The 25,341-nt window shown below is 72.5% G+C and carries 25 protein-coding genes and 1 pseudogene; 11 read left to right on the top strand and 15 right to left on the bottom strand.

Annotated elements, in window-relative coordinates; all coding sequences use genetic code 11:
• Positions 1–20 precede the first annotated feature (20 nt).
• From ACFWV2_RS23995 to ACFWV2_RS23985, 3 genes are all read right to left on the bottom strand, one after another.
• A complete protein-coding gene (locus tag ACFWV2_RS23995; protein ID WP_384407487.1) occupies positions 21–1,505 on the bottom strand; it encodes a SulP family inorganic anion transporter in 1,485 nt (494 codons plus the stop codon).
• Between the two features lie 11 nt (positions 1,506–1,516).
• Positions 1,517–2,098: a carbonic anhydrase gene (locus ACFWV2_RS23990; RefSeq protein WP_384407485.1), complete on the bottom strand. Its 582-nt coding sequence runs from the start codon at positions 2,096–2,098 to the stop codon at positions 1,517–1,519.
• 85 nt (positions 2,099–2,183) lie between these two features.
• On the bottom strand, positions 2,184–2,567 hold the full coding sequence (locus ACFWV2_RS23985; protein ID WP_384407483.1) for a hypothetical protein: 384 nt from the start codon (positions 2,565–2,567) through the stop codon (positions 2,184–2,186).
• A 237-nt stretch (positions 2,568–2,804) separates the two neighbouring features.
• On the opposite strand from ACFWV2_RS23985, the gene ACFWV2_RS23980 reads away from it, so the two are divergent.
• Positions 2,805–3,287 carry an MSMEG_6728 family protein gene (locus ACFWV2_RS23980; RefSeq protein ID WP_384407481.1) on the top strand — a complete coding sequence of 161 codons (483 nt, stop codon included), beginning with the start codon at positions 2,805–2,807 and terminating at the stop codon, positions 3,285–3,287.
• A 61-nt stretch (positions 3,288–3,348) separates the two neighbouring features.
• On the opposite strand, the gene ACFWV2_RS23975 is transcribed toward ACFWV2_RS23980, so the two are convergent.
• The 4 genes from ACFWV2_RS23975 to ACFWV2_RS23960 all read right to left on the bottom strand — a co-directional run bounded on the left by ACFWV2_RS23975 (position 3,349) and on the right by ACFWV2_RS23960 (position 7,802).
• Complete coding sequence (locus ACFWV2_RS23975) at positions 3,349–4,923, bottom strand: carbohydrate-binding protein (protein WP_384407479.1); 1,575 nt, start codon at positions 4,921–4,923, stop codon at positions 3,349–3,351.
• 222 nt (positions 4,924–5,145) lie between these two features.
• Complete coding sequence (locus ACFWV2_RS23970) at positions 5,146–5,565, bottom strand: VOC family protein (RefSeq protein WP_384407477.1); 420 nt, start codon at positions 5,563–5,565, stop codon at positions 5,146–5,148.
• A gap of 125 nt (positions 5,566–5,690) precedes the next feature.
• A complete protein-coding gene (locus ACFWV2_RS23965; RefSeq protein ID WP_384407475.1) occupies positions 5,691–7,286 on the bottom strand; it encodes a hypothetical protein in 1,596 nt (531 codons plus the stop codon).
• An 87-nt stretch (positions 7,287–7,373) separates the two neighbouring features.
• Positions 7,374–7,802 carry a hypothetical protein gene (locus tag ACFWV2_RS23960; protein WP_384407473.1) on the bottom strand — a complete coding sequence of 143 codons (429 nt, stop codon included), beginning with the start codon at positions 7,800–7,802 and terminating at the stop codon, positions 7,374–7,376.
• 188 nt (positions 7,803–7,990) lie between these two features.
• Here ACFWV2_RS23960 and sigJ point away from each other — a divergent pair, with 188 nt between their 5' ends.
• Together sigJ and ACFWV2_RS23950 are read left to right on the top strand one after the other, a co-directional pair.
• The gene (gene sigJ / locus ACFWV2_RS23955) at positions 7,991–8,962 is read left to right on the top strand and encodes an RNA polymerase sigma factor SigJ (RefSeq protein WP_384407471.1); all 972 of its coding nucleotides are present in this window, start codon (positions 7,991–7,993) and stop codon (positions 8,960–8,962) included.
• Between the two features lie 455 nt (positions 8,963–9,417).
• The gene (locus ACFWV2_RS23950; protein ID WP_384407469.1) at positions 9,418–9,579 is read left to right on the top strand and encodes a hypothetical protein; all 162 of its coding nucleotides are present in this window, start codon (positions 9,418–9,420) and stop codon (positions 9,577–9,579) included.
• Between the two features lie 100 nt (positions 9,580–9,679).
• On the opposite strand, the gene ACFWV2_RS23945 is transcribed toward ACFWV2_RS23950, so the two are convergent.
• Positions 9,680–10,054 (bottom strand): hypothetical protein, encoded by a 375-nt coding sequence (locus ACFWV2_RS23945; protein ID WP_384407467.1) that lies wholly within the window; start codon positions 10,052–10,054, stop codon positions 9,680–9,682.
• 5 nt (positions 10,055–10,059) lie between these two features.
• Here ACFWV2_RS23945 and ACFWV2_RS23940 point away from each other — a divergent pair, with 5 nt between their 5' ends.
• From ACFWV2_RS23940 to ACFWV2_RS23930, 3 genes are all read left to right on the top strand, one after another.
• Complete coding sequence (locus tag ACFWV2_RS23940) at positions 10,060–10,359, top strand: hypothetical protein (protein WP_384407465.1); 300 nt, start codon at positions 10,060–10,062, stop codon at positions 10,357–10,359.
• A gap of 63 nt (positions 10,360–10,422) precedes the next feature.
• Complete coding sequence (locus ACFWV2_RS23935; protein ID WP_384407463.1) at positions 10,423–10,938, top strand: DUF5133 domain-containing protein; 516 nt, start codon at positions 10,423–10,425, stop codon at positions 10,936–10,938.
• Between the two features lie 62 nt (positions 10,939–11,000).
• On the top strand, positions 11,001–11,792 hold the full coding sequence (locus ACFWV2_RS23930) for a VOC family protein (RefSeq protein WP_384407461.1): 792 nt from the start codon (positions 11,001–11,003) through the stop codon (positions 11,790–11,792).
• Positions 11,793–11,861: 69 nt separating this feature from the next.
• On the opposite strand, the gene ACFWV2_RS23925 is transcribed toward ACFWV2_RS23930, so the two are convergent.
• The 5 genes and pseudogenes from ACFWV2_RS23925 to ACFWV2_RS23905 form a co-directional block, all read right to left on the bottom strand.
• Positions 11,862–12,344: a hypothetical protein gene (locus tag ACFWV2_RS23925; protein ID WP_384407459.1), complete on the bottom strand. Its 483-nt coding sequence runs from the start codon at positions 12,342–12,344 to the stop codon at positions 11,862–11,864.
• Between the two features lie 96 nt (positions 12,345–12,440).
• Entirely contained in the window at positions 12,441–13,703 is a 1,263-nt protein-coding gene (locus tag ACFWV2_RS23920) for an MFS transporter (RefSeq protein WP_384407457.1), read from the bottom strand.
• 1 nt (position 13,704) lies between these two features.
• Positions 13,705–15,516 (bottom strand): condensation domain-containing protein, encoded by a 1,812-nt coding sequence (locus ACFWV2_RS23915; protein WP_384407652.1) that lies wholly within the window; start codon positions 15,514–15,516, stop codon positions 13,705–13,707.
• 57 nt (positions 15,517–15,573) lie between these two features.
• Positions 15,574–16,860, bottom strand: a pseudogene (locus tag ACFWV2_RS23910) (DUF6271 family protein); the annotation flags it as partial.
• Positions 16,842–17,954 (bottom strand): phytanoyl-CoA dioxygenase family protein, encoded by a 1,113-nt coding sequence (locus ACFWV2_RS23905; protein WP_384407455.1) that lies wholly within the window; start codon positions 17,952–17,954, stop codon positions 16,842–16,844. The pseudogene ACFWV2_RS23910 and the gene ACFWV2_RS23905, both read right to left, overlap by 19 nt.
• 457 nt (positions 17,955–18,411) lie before the next feature.
• On the opposite strand from ACFWV2_RS23905, the gene ACFWV2_RS23900 reads away from it, so the two are divergent.
• From ACFWV2_RS23900 to ACFWV2_RS23885, 4 genes are all read left to right on the top strand, one after another.
• Complete coding sequence (locus ACFWV2_RS23900; protein WP_384407453.1) at positions 18,412–19,269, top strand: hypothetical protein; 858 nt, start codon at positions 18,412–18,414, stop codon at positions 19,267–19,269.
• A 50-nt stretch (positions 19,270–19,319) separates the two neighbouring features.
• Complete coding sequence (locus ACFWV2_RS23895) at positions 19,320–19,553, top strand: acyl carrier protein (protein ID WP_384407451.1); 234 nt, start codon at positions 19,320–19,322, stop codon at positions 19,551–19,553.
• A complete protein-coding gene (locus ACFWV2_RS23890; RefSeq protein WP_384407449.1) occupies positions 19,550–20,296 on the top strand; it encodes a 4'-phosphopantetheinyl transferase family protein in 747 nt (248 codons plus the stop codon). The genes ACFWV2_RS23895 and ACFWV2_RS23890 overlap by 4 nt, the downstream gene beginning before the upstream one ends.
• A 148-nt stretch (positions 20,297–20,444) precedes the next feature.
• Complete coding sequence (locus tag ACFWV2_RS23885) at positions 20,445–21,527, top strand: AI-2E family transporter (RefSeq protein ID WP_384407447.1); 1,083 nt, start codon at positions 20,445–20,447, stop codon at positions 21,525–21,527.
• 87 nt (positions 21,528–21,614) lie between these two features.
• On the opposite strand, the gene ACFWV2_RS23880 is transcribed toward ACFWV2_RS23885, so the two are convergent.
• Positions 21,615–23,270, bottom strand: a complete 1,656-nt coding sequence (locus ACFWV2_RS23880) for an FAD-dependent monooxygenase (RefSeq protein WP_384407445.1) — start codon at positions 23,268–23,270, stop codon at positions 21,615–21,617.
• A gap of 128 nt (positions 23,271–23,398) precedes the next feature.
• Here ACFWV2_RS23880 and ACFWV2_RS23875 point away from each other — a divergent pair, with 128 nt between their 5' ends.
• Positions 23,399–23,821, top strand: a complete 423-nt coding sequence (locus ACFWV2_RS23875; RefSeq protein ID WP_384407443.1) for a hypothetical protein — start codon at positions 23,399–23,401, stop codon at positions 23,819–23,821.
• 159 nt (positions 23,822–23,980) lie between these two features.
• On the opposite strand, the gene ACFWV2_RS23870 is transcribed toward ACFWV2_RS23875, so the two are convergent.
• Positions 23,981–25,321: a carboxyl transferase domain-containing protein gene (locus tag ACFWV2_RS23870; RefSeq protein WP_384407441.1), complete on the bottom strand. Its 1,341-nt coding sequence runs from the start codon at positions 25,319–25,321 to the stop codon at positions 23,981–23,983.
• Between the last annotated feature and the right edge of the window lie 20 nt (positions 25,322–25,341).

Below are 25,341 nucleotides of genomic sequence, written 5' to 3'. Positions count from 1 at the left end.
GCGGTGGTCGGCGCCGGTCGTCAGGCAGGCTCGCCGGCCGTGGCCTTCACCGGTTCCATGACCCTCACGGGTTCCGTGCCGGCCACGCTGTGCCGTTCGGCCCAGGTCTCCAGGGCGATGCGGCAGGCGTGGTCGAGGTGGTGCAGGCCGGACAGGTCGACCACGACCGGTCGGTCCTGAGGCAGCGCCTCCAGGCTGTCGAGTATCTTCGGCAGCCGCAGGAAGGTCGCGTTGCCCGACAGGTAGGCCTGGATCGGGCCCGCGCCCTTGTCTATGACCTCCAGCCTGACGTGCGACGTCTCCCAGGCGGTCTTGATCACGGACAGGGCCAGTCCGATCAGCACGCCCTCGAACATGTTCACCGTGACGATCGCGACGGCGGTGACCACCAGGATCAGTGCCTCGCCCCGGTGCTTCCGCCACAGCGACACGACCCCGTGGAAGGGGATCAGCTTCCAGCCCGCGTGGACCAGGATGCCGGCCAGCGCGGGCAGCGGGATCAGCGCCAGCGCCCAGGGCAGCAGCGCCGCGAACAGCAGCAGCCACACACCGTGCAGGACCCGGGACGCCTTGGTCCTGGCGCCCGCGGCCACGTTGGCCGAGCTGCGGACGATGACGGCGGTCATCGGAAGCGCGCCGAGCACACCGCAGACCGCGTTGCCCGCGCCCTGCGCCATGAGCTCCTTGTCGTACTGGGTGCGCGGACCGTCGTGCAACCGGTCCACCGCGGCAGCGCTGAACAGGCTCTCGGCGGAGGCGATCAGGGTGAAGGCGATGATCGTGCCGAGGACGGCGGGGTCGGCCAGCGCGCCGAAGGCGTCGGCACCCGGCAGCCGGACGGAGCCGAGCAGCCCGTTCACCTCGACGCTGGCCACCGGCAAGCCGAACACCTGGGTGACCACCGTCGCGAGGACGACCGCGGCCAGTGCCCCGGGCACGGTCCGGGCCTTCTTCGGCAGCGTCTTCCACCCCACCATCACGGCTATGGTGCCCGCGCCGATCGCGAGCGAGGTCAGCGCGACGGTGCTGCCCAGCGCGTCGGCGGCGGCACCGGGCAGCCCCAGGACCTTGTCGATACCGGAGGCGGGAGCCTTCAGGCCGGCCGCCGCGTACAACTGACCGGCGATGATCACCAGTCCGATACCGGCCAGCATGCCCTCGACGACGGCCACGGAGATCGCCCGGAACCAACGCCCCAGCTTCAGGGCGCCCATGAGGAGCTGGAGCAGTCCCGCCGCCAGCACGATCACAGCGAGTACGCGGAGCCCGAACTCGCTGACGGCCTCGAAGACCAGCACGGTCAGGCCGGCCGCCGGGCCGGACACCTGCAGGCTGCTGCCCCGCATGAGACCGGTGACGATGCCGCCCACGATGCCGGTGACGAGCCCGAGTTCGGCGGGGACCCCGGAGGCGACGGCGACGCCCACGCACAGGGGGAGCGCGACGAGGAACACGACGAGCGAGGCGGTGAAGTCGTGCCGTAAGTAGGGAAACCTGGTGGTCATGTCGGCCGCCCTCACAGTGCTTCGAAGGCGTCGGTGTCCGCGCGGTGTTCGCGTACGGCTCCGGTGTGCACCTCGTAGTACCAGCCGTGCAGGGTGAGCCGCCCCGACGCGAGCTGTTTGTCGACGCAGGGGTAGGAGCGCAGCCGCAGCAGCTGGGTCAGGACGTGGTGCTGCACGGCTTCGGCGACCGTCGGGTCCGCGGGGTCCGCGCATGCGGGCTCCTCCGCGGCGTGGGCGAGCCAGTCGCGCACCGCGGGGACGGCGTCCAGGTCGTCACCGCGCACCACCGCACCCACGGCGCCGCAGTGCGAGTGGCCGCAGACGACGATGTGCTGGACGCCGAGGACCTCGACGGCGTACTCGATGGTGGCGGCCTCCCCGGTGGGGGTGCCGGAGCCGTAGGGCGGGACGATGTTGCCCGCCGTGCGCAGCTCGAAGAGCTGGCCGGGCCGGGCGCCGGTGATCAGCGCGGGGACGACCCGGGAGTCGGCGCAGGTGATGAACAGGACCTCGGGGGACTGGCCTTCGGCCAGCCGGGCGAACTCCTCAGGGCGCTGTCCGAACGTCCGGGCGTTGTCGATGAGGGGTTGCATGGTGTGGTGACTCCTCCTGGCGCGTCGTGGGGACGCGTCGGCTGTGCGGGGCAGGTGTGTGGAGCGGTGGGGGCTGCTCTGCCGATCAGCAGCGGAACACCTGGAGTGCGGTGAGGGAGCGGGCCCCCGACGATCCGGCCGGTGGGGGATCCGCGGAGGCGGGCGTGCCCGGTCGGGGCGCGGCCGAGGCGCGGTGGGGCGGTATCGGGCGTTCGGACGCCGGCGGGTTGTCGGCGGTCCGCTGCCGGTCGCGGGTGCGCAGGGGACCGGTCGGGTCCCCGGGCGGTCCGGGGTCGTGGCATGTGGCCGTCTCGTCGTACGAGGCGGTCCCCGAAGGGGGCGCACCGAAAGGAGCCGTGGCCACGGCATGACGGGGTGTATGTGCAGATGCGAAGGACGGGAGGGAGGTGAGGAGCTGAAGGGCGATCAGGACCGGGGCGAGGATCGCGAAGGCGGTCGAGACCGTCATTGCTCGCTGCATATGCCTCCCTCCAGGCGGTTTGCAAAGTCTAAGGAAAACCAACGGCTGGTCAACGGCCAGTCAAGAACGACCATAACTCGGCAAAGCTGTTTGCAGGGTTAACCAAGCGTTACGGGTGAAAGTGAGCCCGAAAATCCTCGTTCTGTTGACGCGGACCAGCTCTTGAGCGACGGGCTTCGACCGTGTATGGGCACGGGAGGACGTCCCCCTGGGTAAGGAGGACGTATGCAGACTTTTCTTCCCTATCCGGACTTCGCCGAATCGGCCCTGGTCCTGGATCCCCGACGGCTCGGCAAGCAGCGGGTCGAGGCGTTGCAGGTGTTCCGCGGGCTGACCGTCCCCGGGTACGGGTGGCGCAGGCACCCGGCGGTCCGGATGTGGACCGGCTACGAGGAGGCGCTCGTACGGTACGGGTTGGACATGTGCCGGGTCTGGACGAGCGGGGGGCGCGCCGACACGTGCGCGGTGACCCTGGTCGCCGATTTCCGGGCCCTGCGGCCGGATGTGGTCGTGCGGTCCCAGCGGCAGCTCGTCGCGGGCGGTGACCTCCCGCCCTGGATCGGCGACCCGGCCTTCCACCGCAGCCACCAGTCGGCCCTGGTGCGGAAGGATCCGGAGTTCTACCGGGACCGGTTTCCCGAGGTGCCGGACGACCTGCCCTACGTCTGGCCCGCGTCCGACCGTGACCCGGAGGCGGGCCCGGGGTGAAACGCGGCGTCGGCCTCGGTGGGGAGACCCGAGGCCGACGCCGTGGTTCAGTGCCGGAGGCTCACCAGGTGACCGTACGGCCGCCGAAGGCCGTGACGAGACGGCCGTCCGACGCGAAGGACCAGCTCAGGGCCCCGGCGTAGGCGGCGCAGCGGGAGCCGTTGGAGCCGGACCAGAACTGGTTCGAGGTGTCGACGTCACCGACGGTCCGGTCGTTCGTCCCGCTCCCGGACCGGCAGGAGGTGTTGTTCCGGAACACCGAAGTGCCCGCGTCGAACGAGAAGTTGCGCTGGGCGTTGTCGATGCTGATGTTCTGGGAGATCGTCATCCGGCCCGGGTTGCTGTTGTACGTGAACCCGTGCTTGCCGTTCCGGAAGGCGATCGTGCGCCGGACCACGTGGTCGACGCCGATGTCCTCACCGCCGAGCTTGAAGCCGTTGCGGTCACCGGCCCCGGCCTGGGACCCGTCGCTGAGGGTGCCGTTGTCGTACGCGAGGGAGTCCTCGATCGTCACGGTCCCGATGGGGCCGGTGTCGGTCTTGGTGTACAGGTCCCAGCCGTCGTCGATGTTGTGGTGGGCCACGGCGTAGCGGAAGACGTTCCCGCCGCCGACGGTGAGCTTCGCGGCGAAGCCGTCGGCGTCCTCTCCGTCGGAGTCGGCGTTGTCGTGCGACTCCGCGCTCAGGACGAGGTTGTTCGACGGCCACTGCTCGCGGGGGGTGGTGGAGGCGATGCGGGAGAGCTGGAGCCCGGTGTCGCGGTTGAAGCGCGTCACGGTGCGCTCGATGACGTTGTTGCTGCCGCCGACGAAGATCCCGTTGTCGCCGGCCCGCTCGACGACGATGCCGTTGACGTGCCAGTACGAGCCGTTGAGGGCCAGACCGCGGTTGGCCGGGTCCTCGGTCATGGCCGAGAAGTTCAGCACCGGGGTCTCGCCGGGGTAGGCGGCGAGCTTCTTGCGCGCGCTCGACGTGCCGTTGTTGCCGGGCGGGACGGTGATCGTCGTGGAGTGGCGGTAGGTGCCGCCGCGGAGGTAGATGGTCCCGCCGGTGCCGACGCGGCTGATCGCCGAGGTGAGCGTCGTGGGATCGGCCTGCGTTCCGGAGGCGCCGTCCGTGCCGTTCGGGGCGACGTACAGGGCGCTGCCCGTCGGCGGCGGCGGCCCGTCGGCCGTGGTGACGTTCAGGGAGTCGACGTTGGGCAGTCCGGCGGAGGTGGTGGGGTTGAGCCGGATGGTGTTGCTGCCCGCGTTGAGCGTCACGGTCAGGGTCTTCGTGGTCCAGGCGGACCAGGTGCCCGTGCCCTCGAAGGTCGGCGTCTGCACGGTGGTTCCGTTGACGACCAGGCCGGTGGGCCGTGCGGTGGTGGTGCCGTTGGCGAACCGGACGGCGAGCGTCGCGGTTCCGGCGGCGGGGGCGTTCACCGTGAACTGGGAATAGGCGCCGGTGGCGTTGGTGCCGTTGCAGAAGCCGCTGCCGGAGTAGCCGGGCCAGTCGGAGTCGACGGTGCCGTTGCAGACGGCGGGGGAGGTCTCGGCCTCGTACAGGGAGGAGGCGGCGTGGGCCGGGCTCAGGGACAGGGCGGCGAGCGTGCCCGCCAGCAGGCTGACGCAGGCTGTGACGGATCGCAGATGCATCTGAGGGTCTCCAGGAGGGGGAGGGGCGTTCCGGGGACTGGACGAGAAAGCGCTTTCCCGGGACGCTAGAGCTGCCCTCGTGGACACGTCAATGGCTAGGTGGCTGGCTGTTGTTCAGATTCTTGAACGGCGGAGTGAGTTGAAGAGAGCGGACGGCACTCGGCCCCGGACCGTCGCATACGGTCCGGGGCCGAGTGCCGACTTCATGGAGGGGGCGTCCGATCAGGACCCCTGCTCACTGATGTTGACCATCCAGGCGATGCCGAAGCGGTCCGTGCACATGCCGAAGACATCGCCCCACATCTGCTTCTCCAGCGGCACCGAGACCGTGCCCCCGGCGGAGAGCCTGTCCCAGTAGCCGCGCAGCTCGGTGGCGTCGTCCCCGCTCAGGCTCACCGCGATGTCGGTCCCGGGGTGGTGCTCCATCCCGGGCGGGACGTCCCCGGCCATGAGCGTGAAGCCGCTGTCGGTCTCGAGCATGGCGTGCATGATCTTGTCGGCGGAGGCGTCCCCGGCCTCCGTGCCGCCGGCCTCGCCGTAGGTGTTCAGCGCCAGGGTGCCGCCGAAGACGTCCTTGTAGAACTCCATGGCCTGCCGGGCGTCTCCGTCGAAGCTGATGTACGGGTTGAGGCGAGAGGGCATGAGGCTTCCCATCGTGACGGAATGTCGGTTCTGGGTAGATTAGGCGAGACGCCGCCCGTGTTCGGGGCGACTCCCCGGCCGGTCGTCACGCGTCGACCGACCGGGGGCGGGGCGCACCTCCCCGGCTACGGCTGGCCGTCGAGCCAGCTCAGCTTGTGCCCGTAGAGCACGCGCTGGCAGTAGTCCGTGCCCACCGGATCGGCGGTGTCCCGGTTCGCCGTGCAGTCCGCGGCCACTCCGGGGCGGTGCTCGGACAGGGACCACAGCCGACCCGTACCGCGCTCGAAGTAGAGGTCCTCGGGGCCCCGCGCGGTCTTGACGGCCTGCCCGGACTGGACCAGCTGGCCGTTGCTCCACGTGTAGCGCCAGAGGTTGCCCGGCTCGTCCGTGCCCTTTGACTCGTTCACGTACAGCGTGCCGCCGTGCGCCGCCGCGCCCTGGGCGCCACCGTTGGCCAGGGGCAGGTAGTTGGCCCAGCCCTCGGCGGTCACGTCGGCGGTGCGCCCCTCCAGGGCCGCGATCGGGAACGACGCGATGCGGCCGGTCGACGGATAGCCGCTCTCCGGCCGGCAGTACTCGCCCATGAGCAGGCGGTCGGGGGTGGTGCTGCGGTCCAGGGAGATGTGGGACGCCTTGGGGGCGCCGGTGGAGACGCAGGCGTACGAACCCTTGGGGTTGGTCTGCGCCGCCTTGAACTTCCACGCGGCGACCTGCGGCATCACATAGCGGTAGCCGAAGCTGTACCAGACGTTGTTGTGCCGGCCGACCTTCGTCTTGACCTCGACGTTGGCGGTGGTCTTCACGCCGTCGGTGTCGGTCCCCATCACGTCGTGCGTGCCGGCGTCGCCGTCCGGGTCCAGGTCCATGATGTAGCGCATGTCGAACACGCGCAGGCCGTTGCGGGTGTCCGCGACGTAGAGGTAGTTGCCGTACCAGACGATCCCGCCCGCGTGGACGCCCTTCTGGATCGGGTACTCGGCGGCGTGCAGTCCGTCGAAGGAGACATGGTCGGCCGAGTTCACGTACGTCCAGGCCAGCAGCACGTGCCGGTACTTGTACTCGATGCCGCCGGTGAGCGGATTGGTCCGCTTCTGCACGAAGGTGACGCGGACACCCTTCTGGTTGCAGGCGTCGTTCGCCTCCAGCTCCGCGGTCGTGCAGTCGCCGGTCGCGGGGTTCGGGTCGGTCTCCCGGCCCGGGTCCCAGCCGTCGTACGAGGCGAACAGCTGGATGTCCTTGGCCTCGCCCCAGCTCTCGTTGTCCTTCGCGTCGGAGACGCCCGTGATGCCCTGGGGGATCCACTCGCGCGACACCGAGTCGTCGCTCTGCAGGCAGTACTTGATGTCGGGGTTCGGGGCGGTGCCGAACGAGTCGCGGGAGCACCACGGCTCGACGGTCCGGTTCGCCTCGGCCAGCAGATCCTGGACCCCGGACGGCGGAAGCACCGCGTCCAGACGGGCGACCCGCTGGGTGGTCTCGGCGTTCAACGCGCCGGGCGTCATGGTGAAGTCGCCCGGCGAGGCGGGCCCGCCGGGCGCGGTCCAGCCGCTGGCCGTGAGCGGCGGGGCGGAGCCCTCGGCCGTACGGGGCTCCTGGATCCAGGCCTCGGGCGCGGCCGGTGGGACGTCCTCCGCGTGGGCCGGCGCCGCGATGCCGGTGAACGCGAGCGAGGCCGCGGCGGCTGCCGTGAGCCAAGCGCGCTGTGTGCGCCTTAGGGGCATGTGGGGTGGTCTCCGTTGCTCATGTGTCAGATAAGTCGAACGGAGAGTTCCAGAACGTCAGAGCGAAACGCAAACCTGGTCGCACGACTATCGCGCGCCCGGTCGGGAGCCCCCGGTCCGCTTCGGCCCCCTTTCGACCGTCGTCTCCCGCCCGGTGACGACCAGCGCCAGGACGCTCAGGGTGAACATCAGCACACCCAGCGGGACATGGAGCGACGGCACGTGCGCGATGCCCGACACCACCTGGACCGAGGCGAGTACGAGGAAGCCCGACGCGTACAGGGCGGGCCGGGGCGACCCGCCCCCCGGCCGCCACGCCAGGACCGCCGCGAGCACGTACAGCATCGACGCGCCGTACATCACGCGCGAACCGACGTCGTGCAGCGCCGCGCCGAGGGTCGAGGACAGCAGCATTCCGGCGGTGACCGCCTGGAAGGCCAGCGCCACGGTCTGCAGGGCGACCGTGACCCGAAGGAACGTGAGTCTGCCCGGTGTCGCCGTCGTCTCTGTGGCCATGACGCGGTCCCCTCTTCTGCCTCGCGGCGGTGGATCGGTAGTGTCTCGGTAGTCCGACGACGTGGGCCCGCGATATGTGAGGCGGGCGCCGACCGGGCGGGGCGGGCGTCGCGCCCGCGGACGAGGGACGCAGGTGGCGGACGGGAAGAACGCCGGTGGACAGGATGAGCGCAGGGAGCGTCGCGACCATGAGTACCCCGTCCGAGCCGGGCCTGCCCGAGGTCGTCGGCGAGCGGCGCCATCTGATCAACCTCGCCTACCGGATGCTCGGTTCGCTGGCCGAGGCCGAGGACGCCGTACAGGAGACGTACGCCCGCTGGTACGCGATGTCGCGCCCACGGCAGGAGGCCGTCGCAGCGCCCGGCGCCTGGCTGACGACGGTGGCGACCCGGGTCTGTCTGGACCTGCTCGGCTCGGCACGGGTCCGGCGCGAGCGCTACGTCGGCGCGTGGATACCCGAGCCGCTGCCCGACCGGAGGGAGTGGGTCGGCGGGCCGTCGGGCGGGGGTGGGGCCGAGTCGGCCGATCCCGCCGACCGGATCACCCTGGACGAGTCGGTGAACATGGCCTTCCTCGTCGTACTGGAGTCGATGACGCCGGCCGAGCGCGTGGCGTTCGTCCTGCACGACGTCTTCCGGTACCCGTTCGCGGAGGTCGCGGAGATGGTCGGCCGGACGCCGGCGGCCTGCCGGCAGCTGGCGACCTCGGCCCGTCGACGTGTCCGCGCCGCGCAGGCTCCGGTGACGCCGGCGGAACGCTCGGTGGATACGCCTGTTCCTGAGGTTCCCGCTGTCGGACAGGCCGTTCTGGTGCGGCGCTTCAAGGAGGCGTGGGAGGCGAAGGACATCGAGGCCCTGGTCGGGCTCCTCGATCCGGAGGCCACGATGACCGCCGACGGCGGTGGCCTCGTCGGTACCGTCCTCCGTCCGGTCGACGGCAGTGAGCGCATCGCCCGGTACCTGATCCACATCGCCGACAAGGCCCCCGGCCTGACGCTCCTGGAGCGGACGGTCAACGGCCTCCCCGGCCTCGTCGCCCAGCACGCGGGTGTCACCGTGACCGTCGCGGCGTTCGGTCTCAATGACGGCCGCGTCGCTCGCATCTGGGCGGTACGCAACCCGGAGAAGCTTCGTCCGTGGACCCCGTACGGACAGAACTGACGCGCCGTCACCTGCGTCACCGCCCGGCGCGGACCTCGGCGAAGTGGCCGGGCCGACGGACCGCCCCCTCCGGGATCCCTCCGCACCGACCGACGACCGCGGCCGACAAGCGGCAGGCCCCTGTGAGTTCACGCTGATGCGCCTGATCGGACCCTCCGACGGCTCCGCGCGCAAGGGAGACCGTGATCGGACAGGTCACCGTGCGCCTCTGTCTCCGGGCGTCGCGGTGGCGCAGCCCGATCCCGCGCGGCCCGTTCCAGAAGGGGTTCCTCGGGTACGGGGTCATCCTCCCTCCCCCAGGACTCGGGCACCCGAGTCCCTGATCGGAGCCGCCGGGGGGTGGACCGGAACACGCGCCCCGGCATCACCCTCCGTGACTGATCGACATGCGCGTCGTAGTCGCAGGTGCCACGGTGGTGATGTCCAACCCCCCGACTCACGAGGAGTGAGCAGCTGTGGCCAAGAAGACTTCGCCGAAGGACCGGGCCGGCCGTCAGGCCAGGACGGCACCGAAGAGCAACAAGCGCGTCGGCGGCGCCGACGAAGCGCGCCCGGCCCGCGCCCCCGAGCACCAGGCGGCAGAGCGCGAGACGCGGACGACCTACAGCGAAGGCTGATCACGTCCACAGTTCGCTTGTGGAGGCGCACCCGACGACTGCCGGCGGGTGCGCCTCCTGCCGTCCCGTGCTGTCCCGCCGTACCGGCAGGTCCGGCCGGTCAGCTGTCCCGCAGGCGGATGAGGGCGGTGCGTACGGTGGCCGCCGTTCCGTCGGGGATCCGGTCGGACACGGCGACCCGGGCGAACGGAGCGGTGTCGGGGCGAAGGTCGACGCTGACCACTCCTCCCTGCCGGGGACGGAGGGCGACGAAGTCCTTCGCGTCGGACACGTCCCGCACGCCGAGGCAGAGCACATCGGGGATCCACGCTCCCCGGCCCGGCGACCCGCGCAGCGCACGCCACCAGGAGGAGTCGGCCTCCACCCTCTCCACAGCCCGGAGCGGCAGGTGGATGTCGCCCCGGCGCGCGACCAGCTTCTCCCACCACGACAGCCGGACGATCAGCTCTTCCGTCGTGACCGCCAGACGTGCCATGGCCGATGCGCCTCCTCACGCCGCGTCCCGCCGGCGACCGGACGGGGCGGCGGGTCCCTCAGTCCGGCACCGCGGCCGACGAGCGGTCGTTCCTGCTCGTCACGCTACTGCCGGACGGCGACGGCTTCCACCGCGTCCCGCGCGGGTCGGTGCCGGGTGGGAGTGTGCGGGTGGCCGGATCGGGGCAGTGGCAGGGCGGCTCCGCGCAGGTGGCGGCGGGGAGCCCGTCGGCCGTCGACACGGACCCGGTCCGGCGTCAGCGAACGCCGGCACGGTCCCTGGGCGCCGCGTACCGGCGCCAGTAGGGTGGGAACACCTTCCCTACGCAACCATTGCCGCCCGGCGGCCTTGGAAGGAAGGGAATCCCCATGGCGATGCCCGCGAACCTGCCTCAGGACCCCCCGATGACCGTCGAGCCCGTCCTGCGGCCTTCGACCGCGCCGACCACCGCCGCGCGAGCGGTGGGCGTGCTGATGGCCGCCACCCCGTGCACGACACGCGACGCGAGGCGGATCCTGGCGGCCGCGGCCGACCTCGCCCGGCTCAACGTCCACGATCTGGCGACCGCCGTGGTCGCGGGGACCGAGGGCACGCCCCTGCCCGCGCGGATCGAGCGGGCCCTGCGCCGTGCGGTCGAGGCGGCCCGCACCTCCACGCTCGCGGCACCCGCGTCGGTAGGGCTCGCGCCGAACCGGCAGCGGACCGAGGAGGTCCTGACCCGTCTCCGCGGCTGCCAGGCCCGGCTCGCGGCGGCACCGGGCGACCCGGCGGCCGCCCGGGCCCTGGACGACGCCGCGTACACGCTGTGCGTCCTGATGGGCAGGCCGACGACCCACGACGCCGTCCTCGCCGCGGAGCGTCACCTCGGCTCCCGGGCGCCGTAGTACGCACCGCACAGCGGGGGAGACGACAAGAGAGCTCGGAGAATCGAGATCGGAGGAGTCCGGTGGTTCTGGTGGCAGCGGATGTGATCGGGGCCCCCTGCTGGCTCAGTCTCGCGGCCCGGGGCCGGGAGGCGGCGGAGCGCTTCTACGGTGCGGTGCTGGGCTGGTCCTTCCGGGAGGGCCGTTTCGGCAGGGCCTATTCGGTGGCGGAGATCGACGGCGTACCGGTGGCCGGGATCGGGGCGGTCGCCGGGGAGTTCGCCGTGCCGGTGGCCTGGACCCCGTACTTCGCCGTCGACCAGGCCGACGAGGCGGTCGGGCGGGTACGCGAGCGAGGGGGCACGGTCGGGGTGGGCCCCGTGTCGTTCCCGGCCGGCGGCAGAGCGGCGCTGGTGGCCGACCGGGAGGGCGCCGTGTTCGGGGTCTGGGACGGGGAAGTGCTGGCCGACTGGAGCGTCGGTGCGGAGCGCTCACCGGCCTGGCTCGAACTCCACACGGCCGACGCGTTCGACGCCGCGCTCTTCTACGGCGAGGTGCTGGGCTGGGGCGACAACGACAGCGACGGCTCCTGCGACACCTCGTACGAGGAGGACCAGGTCGTGCTGCGGCGGCGGGGGCGCCCTGTGGCCCGGCTCAACAGCGGCCCGATCGAGCGAGCCGCACCGAAACCACAGCTCCGACCGCGCTGGCTCGTCCATTTCAAGGTGCCCGACCTGGACGCGGCGGTCGCCCTCGCCCTGGAGAACGGTGGCAGCACGGTCACCGGCCAGGAGTGGGGGGACAAGCGCCAGATCACGCTCCGCGACCCCGACGGCGGACTCTTCACCCTTGACCACGCGCCCACCACGGGGTGACACCCTCGGCGACGCGCCGGCCGCGGTCGACGGACGGACGAACGGAGTGCGGACGAACGCCGCCCCGTCTCACCACGCCAGGCTCCCGCCGGGCGCTCCGGAGAGCCGCTGGGCGGGGCCGGGGGCCGTCGTCACGGCACGTCGCTTGTACGCCGCCGGCTGGGGCACCACCCGGATCCGATGGCGGGCCACCCCCAGTTCACGTCCGTCACCGTCGGTGAAGCGGCCGATCAGCTCGTAGACCCCGCGATGCACCCGTCCCACAGGGAGTCGCTCCGGCTGCAGCCTCACCTCGTACGGACCACCCGCCCGGAAGCCGCCCAGTACCGTGCGCACGGTCGCGAGCACGAGCCCCTCGTGGTGACGGCTGTCCTCGAACGCCAGCCCCTCGATCTCGCGGCCGAGACGGAAGGTGAGTCCTACGCTGACCACCGCCCCCTCCGGGATCTCGGGTGTGTCCGGCGCGTCCAGGCCCCGCAGGGGCACCACACGGCGGTCCGGCTCCTCCGTGTACAAGGAGATGTCCAACAACTCGAAGTCCGTGTCGATCACGACCGGTCACCGCCTTGCAGGTCTTCCCCCGCACCTCTCCGCCGTGCCACTGCCCAGGTGGTCGCGAAACATGCCCGGCGCACCACCGCGCGGCCGCTACGTCACCGCCGGCCGGCCCGTCTCCTCGGGACTTCGCCCCAGGGCGCGGATGGCGGGAACGCAGAGCATCACGCCCATGCACACGACGCCCACGACCGACGAGAACAACAGCACGCGGTCCGCGCCGAAGGAGTCGGCCGCCGGGCCGGCCAGGGCCCGGCCCAGCGGGATGACCATGATGGAACCGGCCACGTCGTACGCCGAGACACGGCTCAGGACGGCCAGCGGGATGTGGGACTGCACGCTCGTCGCCCACATGACCCCCCAGAAGGCGAACCCGCAGCCCGCCACGACCCCGGTGAGCACCGTGGCGGTGAAGGACCAACCCAGTGCAGGAGCAAGGGGGTTGAGAGTGAAGAAGAACATCGCGCAGGCCCCGGCGACCAGCGGACGCCGAGGCCGGACACGCATGCCGAGCAGGCCGCCCACGACCGTGCCGGCGCCGTCGGCCGACGCGATCCAGCCGTATCCGCTGGCCCCGTGCTGTTCCGTGAGCAGCGCCGCGCCCAGCGGGAGAGCCGGGCCGAAGACGAAGAGGCCGTACACCGCCCAGACGGCGATGACCCCCCACAGCCAGCCACGGGACCGGAACTCGTGCCACCCCGTGGCCAGCCGGTGCCACATCGGGTCGTCGCTCTCGTCCCTCGCGGTGCCCAGCCTGCGCAGCGGCGCCAGGCCGAGCGCGCTGAGCGCGTACGCCGCCGCGATGACGACGAAGGAGCCCGCCACGTCCCAGTAGGCCACGAGGAGACCGGCCAGGCCGGGGCCGAGGAGGGTGCAGATCGCCTCGGAGACACGCAGGAGCGCGTTCGCCCGCTGGATGTCCTCGGCGACCTGGGGAACCAGGCTGGCAAGACCAGGCTGGAACATCGCGGTCGCCGCGCCGCTGAGCGCCAGCAACGCCATGATCTGCCACAGCCGGACGTCCGTGGCGACGAGCAGCACCGCGAGCGCGAGCATCGCCGCCATCCGCACCACGTCGGCGCCGACCATCATCACCTGCGGTGTGAAGCGATCGGCGAGGACCCCGCCGAAGAGGACGAGCAGCACGATCGGCGCCATCCACGCGGCCAGCGCGTACCCGACACCGGCAGCGCCGTAGCCCGCCCCGAGCACGGCGGTCGTCAGCGACACCATCAGCATGCCGTCGGCGAGGAGCGACGTGCTGCGGGCGGTGAAGAACAGCCGGAAGCGACTCGACCGCCAGGGGCTGGGAGGAGTGCCCTTCTCCCGTCGCGCGGTCACCTCGTTCATCGTCATGTCACATCCGCCGTTCCCGGCCGGTCCCTTCCACGAGAATCCGCTGCCGGAGCCAGTCGCTGCTCCGGTCCGCCTCCACCGGCGGGTCCTGCACGATCACGTACCGGCGCGGAGCCAGTACGCCCGGACGGCCGGGAAGGACGTCCATCAGCGCGGTGTGCGCGTCCGCCGGGGTCAGCGGGGTGCCGCCGGCGGCGATGTACGCGGTCAGCGCCGGCGTCGGTCCGGGTGACGGCCCCTCCGGGTCCGTGCCCTGCCCGGGGGCCGACTGCGCCGGGTCCGTGCCCGGGTCGCCCTCCACGGTGACGTGGACGGGAAGCCCGCCCAGAGCCTTGGCGAGCGTCTCCGCCACGAGGGGCGGCGACGTCCAGGAACCGTCGACCAGGCACCACCCCGGACCGCGCTCGACCGGCCGCACTCCCGTCACCTCGGTCAGGGAGGCGAGGGGTACGTCCTCGGTGGCGGCCGCCTCCAGGAGTCGTACGAGGCCCCTCAGGAAGCCCTCCGCCTCCTCCGGCCCGAACAGGGCGGGATCGGCCCACATCCCGAGGTGGACGATCGGTTCGATCGCGTGGACGAAGGTCAGGACCCGGGTCGGCAGGACCTGCTCCGGGCCCCATTCCAGCTCCAGCTCCGGCGCCGCCGCGCCCGGTCCGTCCGCCGTCCCGCCGTCGGCCGCGGCGGACACCGTGGCGACCCTGGCGGGGAGCGTGCTGACGTCGTTGAAGACGACGTCCCGTGCGAACCCGCTGCCCCGCTCGTGGGTGACGCGCCCGATCATCTCCCACAGGGCGACCGCGTCGAACTGGCTGTGCCGGTAGGCGTTGAGCGCCGCTCCCCAGGCCTTGCGCAGCAGTGCGTCGAAGGTCGGTACCCGGACGTCGAGCGAGAGCAGGGCGTCCTGGGACACGGTGTTCACCGAGCGGGCGAGCCGGGGGTGGTAGCGGTTGGAGGTGGGGACCGCGGCGACGCAGGTGGCCTGATCCGTACGGTGGGCGACGAGCGCGCACCACGCGGTCAGCAGCACGGTGGACGGCAGCCCGCCGGTGCGTTCCGCCACGAGTGCCAGGGCCCGCGCGCCCCGCCGGGACCGGAGGGTGAGCTGCGGCACGCGCACCTCGGTGCCCTCGGCGCCCGGCTCCGCGAACATGGCCTGCGGTCCGGTGCGGATGATCCGCTCCCAATGCCTCAGCGACGCCTCCGACTTCCGGAGGCCGGCGGCGGACGCCTCCTCCGTGGCGAGTTCGAGCGGGGTCAGGGAGGTGAGGGGAGGGAGCGCGTCCCCGGCGAGCAGGGTCAGCCATTCCTCCTTCAGTACGGCGAGCGCGCTGACGTCGGTCACGGCGTGGCTCGCCGCGAGGGCCACGAACACGGGTGCGCCGGACCGGGCGACGAGGGAGATCCGGAGGGGGAAGTCCCGGTCGAGCCGGAACCGTTCGCCCCGGGCCTCACGGGCCAACGACTCTGCGTGCGCTGCCGCTTCACGGGGAAGTTCCTCGTGATCGAGAACGGTCAGGGTGAACTCGCCGTCCGCGTGCACCGCTTGCTCGCGGGGTGCGCCGCCTGCCGCGTCCGGGAACGTCGTCCGCAGGGCCTCGTGCCGTACGACGAGCTCGCGCAGGGCGTCGATCGCCGCCTCCGCCGGTGTCCCTGCGGGAACCGGCCACACATCGTGGATGTTGATGTGGGCGGGCTCGTCCCGCAGCATGCAGCGGATCATGTTGGCCTGCCCCATCGCGACGGGGCCCCGGCGCTCCGTACCGCCCGTGTACCGGACGGTGAGGGTGCGGGCGTGGGGGGTGTCCGAACGCATCGGGCGCCCCTGATGCCCCGGGTGCGTCGGGTGGTTCGGGTGCCTCGCATACGAGGACGCGCGGCTTGCCCGGGTCAGCGCTTCCCAGGCCTCGGTCAGGAAGGCGAACTCCTCCATGTCCTGCCGGGCCTCGTCGATCAGCCGGTCACGGCGGGCGGCGAGCAGCTCCGCCGCCGTGGCGTAACGGCCGCCCAGGGTGCGGTACGAGCGGTCGAGGACGTCGAGCCGTTCGACGTTCTCCGCCCGGTCCACCCGGGTGCTGTCCCTCGCGAACCCGGCGACGGCCGCCGACCGGACATGGCCCTCGGCGTCGAGCAGGCCGTCGCCCGCCTCCTTCGTCCGGGCGTACACGTGGCTGAGGTGCGGGGAGGAGAGCAGGAACTTGGCGAACCGCAGGTGGTAGGAGAGGAAGCCTTCGTCCGAGCGACGTTCAGCGGTATGGAAATTGACGATGTGTCTGTTGTGCAGGACCCCCGGCAGGCCCGCGTCGTGGACCAGGTGGAGGAGGAAGTAGTCGCTGCCGATGGTGTCGGTGGCGGGCGGCAGCGGGACGCGGCCGTAGACCTCGCGGTCGAAGGCGATGTTGCACATGTCCACGCGGGTCGGGCTGACGCGCGTGAGCGTGGTGCGGTCGCCGGTGAACGCGGCGGTTCCGGCGCCCCGGAAGGACTCGTCGATCAGGTTCCTGCGCCATACCTCCGGATAGCCGGCGGGGATCGACAGGCCGACGACGTCCTCGTAGACGGCCGGGTCGAGCCGCCGGATCTCGGCCACGTCCACGGACATCTCGCCGATGAAGGAGCCGCCGACCATGGCCACCCGGCGATCCGCGTACGCCGGGTCGAGCCTGCTCCGGGACACCAGGCTCACCACGTCGGCAGCGCGCCGCCCGAGCGCCGTGAGTTCGTGGTGGAGGGGGAAGACCGGTTCGCCGTCGAGGTACTGGTACCGGCTGTCCGAATCCCTGCGGTGCACCGAGGTGCAGCCGAGCGCCTCCGCGATGAGGAAGGCGCGGTTGGTGCAGGCCCCGTAGGAGACGCGCGTCGGCAGCATCAGGTCCAGCACCCGGTCCGGCCCGGGGACGCCGGACCCGGCGATCACCTCCCGCAGGAAGGCCCGCTGCTCGTCCTCGTCGAGGTGGTGCACGACCACACCGGGCATCGGGGGCAGCGAAGCCACCACCCGCCGGTGCTCGGCGAGCACGGGGGCGTCCGAGGAGTCCAGGACGAGCAGACGCATCTCGACGCCGAAGTGACGCGCGCCGTAGGCCGCTTCCTCGGCCACGGCCCTCAGGGTCGCGGCGCAGGCCCGGTCGGTGGGCAGGGTCAGACAGACACGGCGCACGCCGGCTCCCCGCTTGCGTCTCCTGTATCGCCCGTTCCACCTGTATCGCTCGTGTCGCTCCACGAGGTGAGTCCGAGCAGCCGGCTCCCGAGTGCGTTCAGGGTGGCGGTGGGGTACCGCTCGGACTCGTGGCGTACGGGGTCGCCGACCAGGGTCCGGTTCCAGCGCGGGGTCCGCAGGTGCCGCCACGCGTCGACGCGGGACCGCCTCAGCCGCTCGTGCTCCTCCAGGGCGGGCATCATCGACAGGTACTGGACGGCCCGCACCTGGTCCCGGGACGTGTTGCGGGCCACGCCGTGCGCGAGGAGGCCGTTCCAGATCAGCAGGTCGCCGGGGTGCAGGTCGGGCCGTACGACGGGGTACTCCGTCCGGTCCACGGCGGGGCGGAGGGGGTCCCGGTCCGCCGGTGCGCCGACCTTCCACTCGTCGAAGCGCCGGAACAGCTCGGGGCAGCACTGGAATCCGCCCGACTCGGGCCGGGTGTCGTTGAGCGCGATGATGCCCTGCACCCGTTGCGGCGGGACGCCGAGCGTGGTGTCGATGTCCCAGTGCAGCTCGATGTCGAAGCCCCGGTCCGTGGGCTCGATCAGGGCGCGGTCCCGGTTCCTGATGTTGGGCGGGTTGAGGTTGAGCCGGTCCTGGGTGACCCACAGCTCCTCGCAGTCCCACACGTCCACGAAGGCGTCGTAGACCCGCCGGGCCTGCCGGTTGTCCCAGAGGAGCTGGTGGTGGTACGCCTCCACGAAGCCGTACACGTGCAGCTGCCGGTCCAGCTCGGAACGGAACGGCCGGTCCTCGTACCAGCTGTCCGGCCGCTCGGGGTCCAGGCCCTGGAACTCCCAGGTGAAGTCGAGCAGACGCCGCGCGGCCTCCGCAGGGACCGCCTCGCGGACGATCACGTAGCCGTACGTCTGCCAGTGGGCGAAGTCCTCCTCGGAGAGCACCCGCAGCGGCCGTGTCTTCGTCAGTTCCCGCAGGGTGGTCTGCGCGAGGTAGGACTCGCCGTCCGCGCTGAAGTACGGCCGGTCCGAGGCGGCGCGGTGGAGGCGCGGCCCGGGCCTGGGCCGGGAACGGTCGGGAGCGGGGGTCGTCATGTGGTCCCTCCAGAGCGGGAGTCCATGGGGTCCTTCCGAAGCGGGAGTCGGGGAGGCTGCCCGGCGGGTGGACAGCACGGGGCGACCCCCGGCGGGGGGCCGGTGGTGGACGGCATCGACGGACGGTGCGGACGGACGGCTACGACACGGCGCGGGGTGCGGGAGCTGCCGGCGAGGAGCAGCGGGGCGCCATGCCGTTTCAGCAGAATTGGTTTAGACCATAGCTGTTGTCAAGTGCCATCTCAATATGCGGAGTTGGTTGGCCGGATCCCTCCGGTCGTCGCTCGGCAAGGTCCGCCGGCCGGGTAGCTTTGGTCTAGACAATATCCGCGGGGCTGGCCTACTGTCCCCCTGCGCAGTCCGGTTCCTGATGGCGTATCAGTCGGCATGCGTGCCGCCCCCATCCGACCGACACCCTCGACTGTTCGCCACGCCCAGCACACAGGGAGCGGTATCCATGAGCACATCCAGCGCCACAGCTCTGCCGGACGGCGGTCTGCGGAGTCCCGGTGCGGGCCTGATCACCCTCGACCCGGTCCACACCGCGCTCCTGCGCGGTCTGGACGAGCTGCTCACCGGACTGGCCGCACGGCTGTCCGCGCCCGAGGTCGTCGGCCCGCCGCTGCTGTCCGTGGAGGGCCTGGCGCGACTCGACTTCTTCCGCAACTTCCCCCATCTCGGCGTCTCCGCCGGGCGCTTCGCCCCCGACGCACTCGACGGGCTCGCGGCCGGCGGGACACCGGGAGAGCTGCCGCTCCGGCCGACCGGCCACCTGCTGCCGTCCGCCACCTGCTACGGACTCCTGCTCTCCCTGGAGGGCCGGGACGTCGGCGAGGACGGTCTCCGCCTCTCCGCCTCCGGCCGCTGCTTCCGCAACGAGACCCACTACGACGGGCTGCGCCGGCTCTGGGGCTTCCACATGCGCGAGGTCCTGTACCTCGGCACCAAGCAGGGTGCCCTCGAACACCTCGACCGGGGGGCGGAGTTCATCCTGGAGGCGGCCGCGCGCCTCGGTCTCGAACTGAACAGGGCCGTGGCCGACGACCCGTTCTACGACAAGGGCGGTTCCCGGGCCCGGCTGATGGCTCTCGACCCCGTCAAGCACGAGTTCTGCGCCCCCGACGGAACCGCCATCGCCTCCGTGAACCGCCACCGCAACTTCTTCGGCGAGCGGTTGGACATCCGCGCCGGGTCGGAAGGACCGGCGTACAGCGCCTGCGTCGCCTTCGGCCTGGAGCGCTGGATCCACGCGATGATCCTCGCCCACGGCACCCCCGGGCAGGCCCTGGTCCGTCTCCGCGACGCCCGCCTCTGAGACACGGCCCTCACGTATCCCGCAACACCAGTAAGGAGCGACCCCGCCCCATGGAACGCATCGCCGCGTGGCTGCACGAGAAGAACCCCGGCCTCGACGGCCCGATCGACGCCGACGAGGACCTCATCGAGGCCCGTCTCATCGACTCCATGGACTTCCTCGAGTTCATCGACCTCCTGGAGGACCTGTCCGGCGCCCCCATCGACCTCCAGGACGTCACCATCGACGACTTCCGCACGCTCTCGCGCGTCCGCCGGCGCTTCCTGAGCGACGCCGTCCGGTGAGCCTCCGCCCGGCGGGCGGCCGGGACGGCCACGACCGCACGGGCCTGGCCGTGGTGGCGACCACCCGTGAGGTCCTCGACCGCCCGGAGCTGCACGAGGGCCTGCTCGCACCCTGGGAACGGCGCCGGCTCGCGGGCATACGCCTGCCCGCCCGCCGCGACGACGTGACGGCGGCCCGGCTCCTGGCCCGGCTGTGCGTGGCCCGCTTCACCGGCCTGGCGTGGGACGAGTCGGTTCCTGACCAGCTGTGCCCCACCTGCGGACGGCACGGACACGGACGCCCGTACCTGCGCGGTCACCCCGGCGTGGGCATCAGCCTGAGCCACGCCGACGGCGTGGTCGCGGCGGCCGTCGGCCCGGGGGCGATCGGCATCGACGTGGAGCCGTCCACCCGTCGCCCCGGCCCCCTGAGGGTCCTGCGGCGCCTGCTGCCCGAAGCCGACCTCCGCGAGGCCACCGCCCGGCCGGACCCCGGCCCGGAGCTGCTCCGGCTGTGGGTCCGCGCCGAGGCCCGCCTGAAGGCCGGCCGGAACGACCTGACGCTCCTCGAATGGACGGACCACGACCGGACGGCCGTGGCAGCGGTGGCCGCCACGGCACCCACCACGATCGCGCCGCTCCCGCCCTCGTCGGCGCCGGCGCTGTCGGCACCGGCGCTGTCCGAACCGGCGTCGTCGGCACCGGCGCTGTCGGCACCGGCGCTGTCGGAACCGGCGTCGTCGGCACCGCGTACGAGGTCCTGACGGCGGGCGCTCGCCGGGGAACCCTGCCGTGGCCCGGAGCCGGGAGCCGTCGCTCGTCAGCCCCGGTCGGGCGAATCCCGCGCGCGTGTCGGGCGAATGTGTCCCCGCGGGTGTGGGGGAGGGGGCCTGCGGTGGTACGTCGTCCGCCATGCAGCCAGGCACACCACCGACGGTGACCCCCCTCCTTCGTACGGCCGCCGCCTACGCGTGGCGGCTGCTCGTCGTCGGCGCGCTCGTCTACAGCCTGTTCGCGGTCCTCGGACGCTTCCACGAGGTCGGCGTGGCCGTGTTCCTCGGCCTGGTGATCACCGCGCTGCTGCGCCCCGTCGCCGACGTGGTGGCCCGGGGGCTGCCACGCCCGCCGGCGGTCGCCCTCACGCTGCTCGGGAGCGTCGCGCTGGTCCTCGGTGCGCTCACGCTGGTCGGTGAGGCGGTCGCGGGCGAGCGCACGACCCTGGTACGGGAGTTCCGGGACGGCCTCGGCAGGATCGAGGACTGGCTGGAACGGCCGCCGTTCCGGCTGGACCCGGGCGCCCTGACCGGCCTCCAGGACAAGGTCGGCGCGTTCGTCTCCAGTCACCGTTCGACCCTGGTCAGTGAGGCGCTGAGCGGAGCGGGCCATGTGGTGGCCGTCCTGACGACCCTGGCCCTCGCGCTGTTCTGCGCGGTGTTCTTCATCCACTCGGGGGACCGGCAGTGGGTGTGGTTCCAGGCACAGCTGCCCCCCTCGGCCCGTGACCGGGTGGCGGTCGGCGGGCGGGCGGCCTGGCGCACCTTCACCGGCTACACCCACGGGATCGTGCTGGTGGCGGCGGTGAACGCGGTGCTCGTCGGCGTCGCGCTGTGGCTCCTCGGCGTCCCGCTCGCGGTACCGCTGGCCCTGCTCGAATTCCTGGCCGCGTTCATTCCGCTGATCGGCTCACCGATCGCCCTCGCCGTCGCCGCCGTCGTGGCCCTGGCGTCCCAGGGCCCGCTGGTGGCGGGGATCGTGGTCGCCCTGATCGTCGTGATCGGCCAGATGGAAGGGCACCTCCTGCACCCGCTCGTGATGAGCTGGGCCGTACGGTTGCATCCCCTGGTGGTGGCGATCTCGGTCATCGCGGGCTCGATCGCGGCGGGCATCGTGGGCGCGGTGGTCGCGGTGCCGCTGGTCTCGGTGGTCTGGTCGGTCCACACGGCGCTACGGAAGGCCCGCGGGACGACGGAGGAGGCCCGACCGCCCGAGGGGTGAGCCGACCGGCTCCGCCGGCGTCCGGCGTGCGGCGTCCAGTGCCCGGCGTCCGGCGCCCGACGCCCGGGTCATGGGTCGCGGGGCGGCTCAGGCGGTCAGCGTCCTGAGGTAGTCGGACAGGGCGGCCGTGGTGCCGCCGAGTGGGAACCGGGCGGCGAGCTGCCCGTCCGGGCGTACCAGGAAGCCGGTGTCGCCCTCGGGGCGGTAGAGCTGTGCGAACTCCCCGGCGGCATCCAGATATGTCGGCACCCCGAGGGAGTCGGGCGGCGCCTGCGCGGGCCCCGAGGCCTCCCGAGGCAGCACGGCGAGGACGGTGAGGGCGTCGCCGCCGGCCTCCCTCGCGTCCGCCGTCGCCCCGGCCAGGGCGGCGACCTCCGCCCCGTACAACAGGACGACGTGCCCGACGCGCCCGCGCAGGACGTCGAGCAGACGCAGGGGGAAGGCGGCGACGGACGTGGTAAGCCCGGCGCAGTCCGGGGCGCGGTCACCCGGCTGCGGCGCGTCGACCGGGCCGTACGGCATGCCCGAGAGCGGACCGTCGCGGTAGCCGACGAGGAGCTGCGCCTCCCGGAGGATCACGGTCCGCCGGTCGTCGGGGTCGTTCTCGAAGCCGCGGGCGGAATGCCGGACGGTACGGCCGACGACCTCCTCGCCCACCGGACGGCGCTCGGCGTCGTAACTGGCGAGCACCGCGGGCCCGGCCTCGCCGCGTACCACGAGGGCGAGCTTCCAGCCCAGGTTGACGGCGTCCTGGACGCCCGTGTTCATGCCCTGCGCGCCGGTGGGCGGATGGATGTGGGCGGCGTCGCCCGCGACGAAGACCCGCCCCGCGCCGTAGCGGTCGACGATGCGGTGGCTGATGCGGAAGACCGAGGACCAGCGCAGGTCGGAGAGCCGGGTGGGACGCGGAGCGAGCCGGTCGACGACGGCCTGGAGACGGGCCAGGTCCGGGCCGTCCCCGCCCTGGAGGCCGTGAGCGACGCGGCCGGACTCCGCCTGCGCAGCGGCACGATCCGCCAGGTCGGGCGGCACCCTCATCGACATCCGGTAGCGCCCCGCCCCCGGCAGCGGGATGCAGACCAGCACGTCATCGGTCGAACCGTCGGCGGCGCGGTGCTCGGAGCGGAGGGCGTACCCGTCGGGCAGATCCCAGTCGCTCTCGGCCACGACGTCGCCCAGCATGTACGACTCCGGGAACGCACCGCCCTCGTAGGACAGGCCCAGCGTCTTGCGTACGACGCTGTGCGCGCCGTCGCAGCCGATCAGGTAGCGGACCCGCAGCTCCTCGTCGGCCCCCGTCGCGGTGCGGAGGCGCGCGGTGACGCCGTCCGCGTCCTGCTCGAACGAGGTCAGCTCCGTGCCGCGTTCGATGACCGTCCCCAGACCGGCGAGGTACTCCTCGAGGAGGCGCTCGGTCTCGTACTGAGGCAGCGCGGCGAATCCGTACGGCACCTCGGGAGGCAGTTCGAGGTCGATCCGTGCCGCCTCGCGCCCGTTGACATAGGTCAGTTGGCCCCGCATCGGGACCGCGGCCTCAAGCACGGCGCGGACGAGGCCCATCCGGTCCCACAGTTCCAGGGTGCGCGGCTGGATCCCGACCGCCTTGGCGTACGGCAGCCGGGCCGGCAGTCGTTCGACGAGGCGGCAGCGCACCCCGTGGCGACGGAGTTCCCCGGCGGCGCTCAGACCGACAGGTCCCGCGCCCACGATCAGTACGTCGGTGGTGGTGCCGGTGTGCGCCACGGGTGCCTCCCAGCCCTGCGTGCCTCCCGGTCGGGTCCCGTCCTCCATGGTCACCCGCGGCCGCCCGTTCGGCCAGCCGTGCCCCGCGTGGGGAACCGTGGTGGGCGCGGTCGGCGTCCCTCGCGGACATGAGCGAGAACGCACCCCTCCCCATGGCCGAAGACCCGGAGGACGCCGACGACAGCGACGACGGCGACGTCGACGACAGCGACGACCCCGGCGGCCCGGCGGAGAGCGCCATCGGCTGTGCGCTGGCGATCGTCGGAGTCGTCGTGGCCGGGGCCTTCGCGCTGCCCCGAGCGGCGTTCAGCATCGACGGCGGATTCGAGGCGCACGCCCGGGACTGGAGCGTCATCCTCGTCGACGTCCCGCTGATCCTTCTCGCCGGCGTCCTCGTTCCGCCCCTGACCTGGGCGGCGGCGACGCGGTGGCTGCGGCCGTGGGCCGCGCTGCTCGTCTGTGTCGTCGTCGCAGGGCTCGGCCTCTGGGGCGTCTCCACCGTGTGGCACCCGCGGCAGGACCCCGATCCGGGGTACGGGCCCGGAATCTGACGATCTCCTGTCGGGCGGGTCCCGCGCCCCCGCCTCGCCGCAGATCGGTCCAGCCAGCACAAGAGCGGCGGGTGAGCTGGAGGCGCTCGGAATGTGTCAAGCGTCATCATCACGGGCTCTGATTGTTCTCGCGCACTCTTGTCCGAGTGGCAGGCCGGCCTACGCCGGGACGACGCCGCGGACGACCCCGAGAGCGACGAGGTCCTGCGGCCGCAGGCGCAGATGGTCCGCCGTCGTGCCCGAGTCCTCCGGTGGGCGCTTCAGGATGGACGCGGCCGCCTCCGGGGCGATCACGGAGAAGTAACTGTCGGGTGTGGCCCAGAGGTTGCCGGGCGCGGCGAGGGCGAGCGCGCCACCCGAACCGCCCTCGCCGATGAGGAGGGACGTGAGGGGGACGCTCGCGGAGGCGACGGCGGCGAACAGGTCGGCGATGGCGGGGCCCGCACCCGCGCGCTCCGCCGCCGGGTCGTTGGCCGCCCCCGGCGTGTCGATCAGCGTGAGGACGGGGATGCCGAGCCGGTCCGCGAGCCGTACCAGCCGGGCCGCCGTCCGGAAGCCGGCCGGCCCGGTCGCCGTACCGCACTGGGCGGCGTAGGCGACGGTACGGCCGTCGGGGAGCCGTCCGAATCCGCACCGCATACCCGGGTCGACCCCGCCGCAGCGGTCGCCCGAGATCTCCTCACGCACGGTGAACCCCGCGTCGAGGTACGCCCCGGCCCGGGGCCGCCCGGGGTGCCGTGCGCGCGCCACCGCCTCCCGGCCGCTCGCGGAGGGCGGCGCACCCGGATCGCCGAGTGCGCGTGGCGGCGGGACCGGGCCCTCGGCGGGGCGGGTGAGCAGGGAGAGCCAGCGGCCGAGGGTGTCACGCAGCGCGGAGGGAGGCACGATCGCGTCGATGTGGCCGTGCGCGAGCTGCGCCTCCGCGGTGTACGCGGCGGGGTCCGCGTCAGGCGGGCGGACACGGGAACCCGCGAAGGCGACCTGTGCCCCCGGCAGGGCGAGGACGACGTCCGACCCGGCGCCGAGCGTGGCCCAGCCGCCGCCCGTCGTCGGATCCCGCAGGACGGCGAGCTGCGGCAGCCCCGCGGCCCGGGTGAGAGCGGACTCGCCCGCCAGGAACTGGAGCTGGAGCAGGGCGCGCATGCCCTCGTGCATCCGGCTGCCGCCGGTGGCGGGCAGGACGACCACGGGCAGCCGTCGAGCACGGGCCAGCGCGTGGGCGGCGGCGGCACGCGCCCCCGTCCGCTCGCCGATGGAACCGCCGAGGAACCCGAACTCGAACGAGATGAGGACCACCGGCACCCCGCCCACCACACCCGTACCGCAGACCACCGACTCGGTCTCGCCGGTACGGGCGGAGGCGCGGGCGTGAGCGGCCGAGTAGCCGGGCCAGCCGAGCGGTCCGTCAGCCGCCAAAGGGCCCTCGGTGAAGGGAAGTTCGGAGAAGTCGTCGCCACAGACGAGGGCGATCGCCTCGCGTGCCGAAGTCGGTTGGCTCATGCCTGGCCTCGCAGCTCGTC

The organism is Streptomyces sp. NPDC058671 (assembly GCF_042716475.1).
Lineage (GTDB): Bacteria > Actinomycetota > Actinomycetes > Streptomycetales > Streptomycetaceae > Streptomyces.
This window is presented reverse-complemented; position numbering and strand designations above follow the sequence as displayed.